Source organism: Pseudomonas sp. P5_A2_2 (genome assembly GCF_054177685.1).
Genome location: NZ_JBGCUL010000442.1, coordinates 1 through 3,680, shown reverse-complemented (window position 1 = coordinate 3,680; position 3,680 = coordinate 1). Strand labels below are relative to the sequence as shown.

Annotated in this window: 3 protein-coding genes and 2 tRNA genes; 4 read left to right on the top strand and 1 reads right to left on the bottom strand. The window is 56.5% G+C overall.

All coding sequences use genetic code 11. The features are described 5' to 3' along the window. Positions 1-773, bottom strand: a 773-nt coding sequence (folD, locus tag ACXRVY_RS20055; RefSeq protein WP_458238066.1) for a bifunctional methylenetetrahydrofolate dehydrogenase/methenyltetrahydrofolate cyclohydrolase FolD, incomplete at its 3' end; no start/stop codon positions are given. Between the two features lie 274 nt (positions 774-1,047). Between folD and ACXRVY_RS20050 the strand changes: the two genes are divergently transcribed. The 4 genes from ACXRVY_RS20050 (at position 1,048) to clpP (ending at position 3,658) form a co-directional block, all read left to right on the top strand. Further along, positions 1,048-1,124, top strand: a tRNA-Arg gene (locus ACXRVY_RS20050). Positions 1,125-1,156: 32 nt separating this feature from the next. Beyond that, a tRNA-His gene (locus tag ACXRVY_RS20045) sits at positions 1,157-1,232 on the top strand. A 386-nt stretch (positions 1,233-1,618) separates the two neighbouring features. Further along, the gene (gene tig / locus ACXRVY_RS20040) at positions 1,619-2,929 is read left to right on the top strand and encodes a trigger factor (RefSeq protein ID WP_458238065.1); all 1,311 of its coding nucleotides are present in this window, start codon (positions 1,619-1,621) and stop codon (positions 2,927-2,929) included. Positions 2,930-3,022: 93 nt separating this feature from the next. Beyond that, complete coding sequence (gene clpP / locus ACXRVY_RS20035) at positions 3,023-3,658, top strand: ATP-dependent Clp endopeptidase proteolytic subunit ClpP (protein WP_108219131.1); 636 nt, start codon at positions 3,023-3,025, stop codon at positions 3,656-3,658. The last annotated feature ends 22 nt before the right edge of the window (positions 3,659-3,680 follow it).

Genomic DNA, 3,680 nt, shown 5'->3' with positions numbered 1-3,680 from the left:
GGAGTGATCCAGCCGGCGCGGGGCAGGGCGGTTTCGTAGATCACGTCACCGACCAGCTTGCCGTCGTCCTGACGGTTGATGCCGACATCGATCACGATCGCGCCCTCCTTGATCCATTCACCCTTGACCAGGCCCGGCTTGCCGGCGGCCACGACGACCAGGTCCGCACGGCCGACATGGCCGGCCAGGTCCTTGGTAAAACGGTGGGTGACCGTCACGGTGCAACCGGCCAGCAGCAGTTCCATGGCCATCGGGCGACCAACGATATTGGACGCACCGACGACCACGGCATTCATCCCGTAGAGATCGACCCCGGTGCTTTCCAGCAGGGTCATGATGCCTTTGGGGGTGCAGGGGCGCAGCAGCGGGATGCGCTGGGCCAGGCGACCGACGTTATAAGGATGGAATCCGTCGACGTCTTTATCCGGACGAATGCGCTCCAGCAATCTGGAGGCGTCCAGGTGTTCGGGAAGCGGAAGCTGGAGCAGAACGCCGTCGATTGCAGGATCGTCGTTCAGGCGATCGATCAGTTCGGTCAGCGCTTCTTGAGTGGTTTCGGAAGGCAGGTCATAAGCTTGGGATAGAAAGCCGACCTCTTCACAGTCTTTACGCTTGTGCGAGACATAAACCTGAGAGGCAGGATCGCTGCCGACCAGGATCACCGCAAGCCCGGGCGTGCGCAGGCCTTGCTGGCGACGCTCGGTGACACGTTGGGCGATCTGCTGGCGCAGGCTGGCGGCGATCGATTTGCCGTCGATTAGTTGTGCAGTCATTGCGCGTGATTAACCATCGAGAGGGGAAAAAAAGAGAACGCATTCTCGCATGTCATGCGGTGAGGGCAAAGGCGCTTGGTCTGCAAATTCCCCTAACTCCTTTAATTAAATGAATTTTTTTTAAAAAGGATTTGACGATCTTCGGGGGGCTCTATACTATTCGTCGCACTTGTCGGGCACAGCCTAGCACTGGTTAAGAAGGTTGAGCGGGATTTTGGTTCTGCGAGACTGGAAAGCACTTAGTTTGTAGTCCTCCAAGGGTACAGCTAACAAGGCGCCCGTAGCTCAGCTGGATAGAGCATCCGCCTTCTAAGCGGATGGTCGCAGGTTCGAGTCCTGCCGGGTGCGCCATTAGGCAGCTTTGGCACAAGTAACGCGATATGGTGGGCGTAGCTCAGTTGGTAGAGCACGGGATTGTGACTCCCGTTGTCGTGGGTTCGATCCCCATCGTCCACCCCATATTTCGAAAGGCGCCAGATTGAAAAGTCTGGCGCCTTTTTTGTTTCGGTGGCCGCAGGTTCCGGGCTGCAGGGGCAGGGCGTTTCGTCGTATTTATGTTTCTCGATGATGCTGTCCTGTCCGCCGGCCTTGCTTGCGAGATCGGCTGTCAGGGAGGTGATTGGCGATCTCTTCTATATATAGAAGGGTCGGCGCAGAGCCCTGGCGTGATTGGTTGTATTTGCCATCGGGGCGAGGTGCATTCGTGCATTCGCACCTATAAATTGCCTGCTGTGTTTTTACCCGTTTTCAGTAGGGTGACTTCTTGAGTTTGACCCACTAGAATGCATGCCCTTGATTCTGGGGTCGGAAACGGCCGGCTAACGTCTGTGCAACGAGGAATATCCATGCAAGTTTCTGTTGAAAATACTACTGCTCTTGAGCGCCGCATGAGCGTCACCGTGCCGGCTGAGCGCATCGAGAGCCAGGTCAACAAGCGTCTGCAGCAGACCGCCCAAAAGGCCAAGATTGCTGGCTTCCGTCCAGGCAAAGTGCCGATGAGCGAAATCAAGCGCCGTTTCGGTGCCGACGCTCGCCAGGAAGCTGTAGGCGACGTGATCCAGTCTTCCTTCTACGAAGCTGTGGTTGAGCAGAAGCTGAACCCGGCTGGCCAGCCTTCGATCGAGCCTAAGTCCCTGGAAGCGGGCAAGGACCTGGAATACGTTGCCGTATTCGAAGTGTTCCCTGAGTTCACCGTTGCCGGCTTCGAAGGTATCACCGTCGAGCGCCTGAGCGCTGACGTGGCTGATGCCGATCTGGACAAAATGCTGGAAATCCTGCGCAAGCAGAACACCCGTTTCGAAGTGGCCGATCGCGCTGCCCAGAACGAAGACCAGCTGAACATCGATTTCGTCGGCAAAGTCGACGGTGAAGTGTTCGCTGGCGGTTCCGCCAAGGGTACTCAGCTGGTTCTGGGTTCCGGCCGCATGATCCCTGGTTTCGAAGATGGCCTGGTTGGCGCTAAAGCCGGTGAAGAACGCGTTCTGAACCTGACTTTCCCAGAGGACTATCAGAACCTGGACCTGGCTGGCAAAACCGCCGAGTTCACCGTGACCGTCAACACCGTTTCCGAGCCAAAGCTGCCAGAACTGACCGAAGAGTTCTTCGCTCAATTCGGCATCAAGGAAACCGGTCTGGATGGCTTCCGTGCCGAAGTTCGCAAGAACATGGAGCGCGAGCTGCGTCAGGCGATCAAATCCAAGGTCAAGAATCAGGTAATGGACGGTCTGCTGGCCACCAACCCGATCGAAGTGCCAAAGGCTCTGCTGTCCAACGAAGTTGACCGTCTGCGTGTGCAGGCTGTCCAGCAGTTCGGCGGCAACATCAAGCCTGACCAACTGCCGGCCGAGCTGTTCGAAGAGCAAGCCAAGCGCCGCGTAGTGCTGGGCCTGATCGTGGCTGAAGTGGTCAAGCAATTCGACCTGAAGCCTGACGAAACCCGCGTTCGCGAGATGATTCAGGAAATGGCTTCGGCCTACCAGGAGCCTGAGCAGGTTGTGTCCTGGYACTACAAAAACGACCAGCAACTGAACGAAGTTCGTTCTGTTGTGCTGGAAGAGCAAGTTGTGGATACTGTTCTGCAGAAAGCTAGCGTGACCGACAAATCGGTCTCTTACGAAGAAGCGGTCAAGCCGGTAGAAGCACCACAAGCCGACTGATCACTTTTGCGGTAAGAAGCAAACACCATAAGCCAGCCTTCGTGCTGGCTTATGCGTATTCAAGACATAACTATTTGGGAGTGACTGCAGAGCATGTTCCGTAATTCGTATATTCAGCAGAACTCTGATATCCAGGCCGCAGGCGGTCTGGTCCCGATGGTTGTCGAGCAGTCCGCTCGTGGCGAGCGCGCCTACGACATCTACTCGCGACTGCTCAAGGAGCGAGTGATCTTTCTGGTTGGCCCGGTAGAGGACTACATGGCCAACCTGATCTGTGCGCAACTGCTGTTCCTTGAAGCGGAAAACCCGGACAAGGACATCCATCTCTATATCAACTCCCCGGGCGGTTCGGTGACGGCAGGGATGTCGATCTACGACACCATGCAGTTCATCAAGCCCAACGTGGCGACCACCTGTATCGGTCAGGCGTGCAGCATGGGCGCGTTTCTGCTGACGGCCGGTGCCGCTGGCAAGCGTTACTGCCTGCCGAACTCGCGTGTGATGATTCACCAGCCATTGGGCGGTTTCCAGGGTCAGGCGTCGGATATCGAAATCCATGCCAAGGAAATCCTCTTTATTCGTGAGCGTCTCAACACGCTGATGGCCCTGCATAGCGGGCGCACTCTTGAAGAAATCGAGCGCGATACCAACCGCGACAATTTCATGAGTGCAGAAGCCGCGCGTGAGTACGGGTTGATCGATGAAGTGATTACCCAGCGCCCTGCCTGAAATAAGCAGCTCAAAATAGGGT

Coding starts and splice junctions, on each gene's coding strand:
- clpP (WP_108219131.1), top strand. CDS start 3,023: ATGTTCCGTAATTCGTATATTCAGCAGAACTCTGATATCCAGGCCGCA.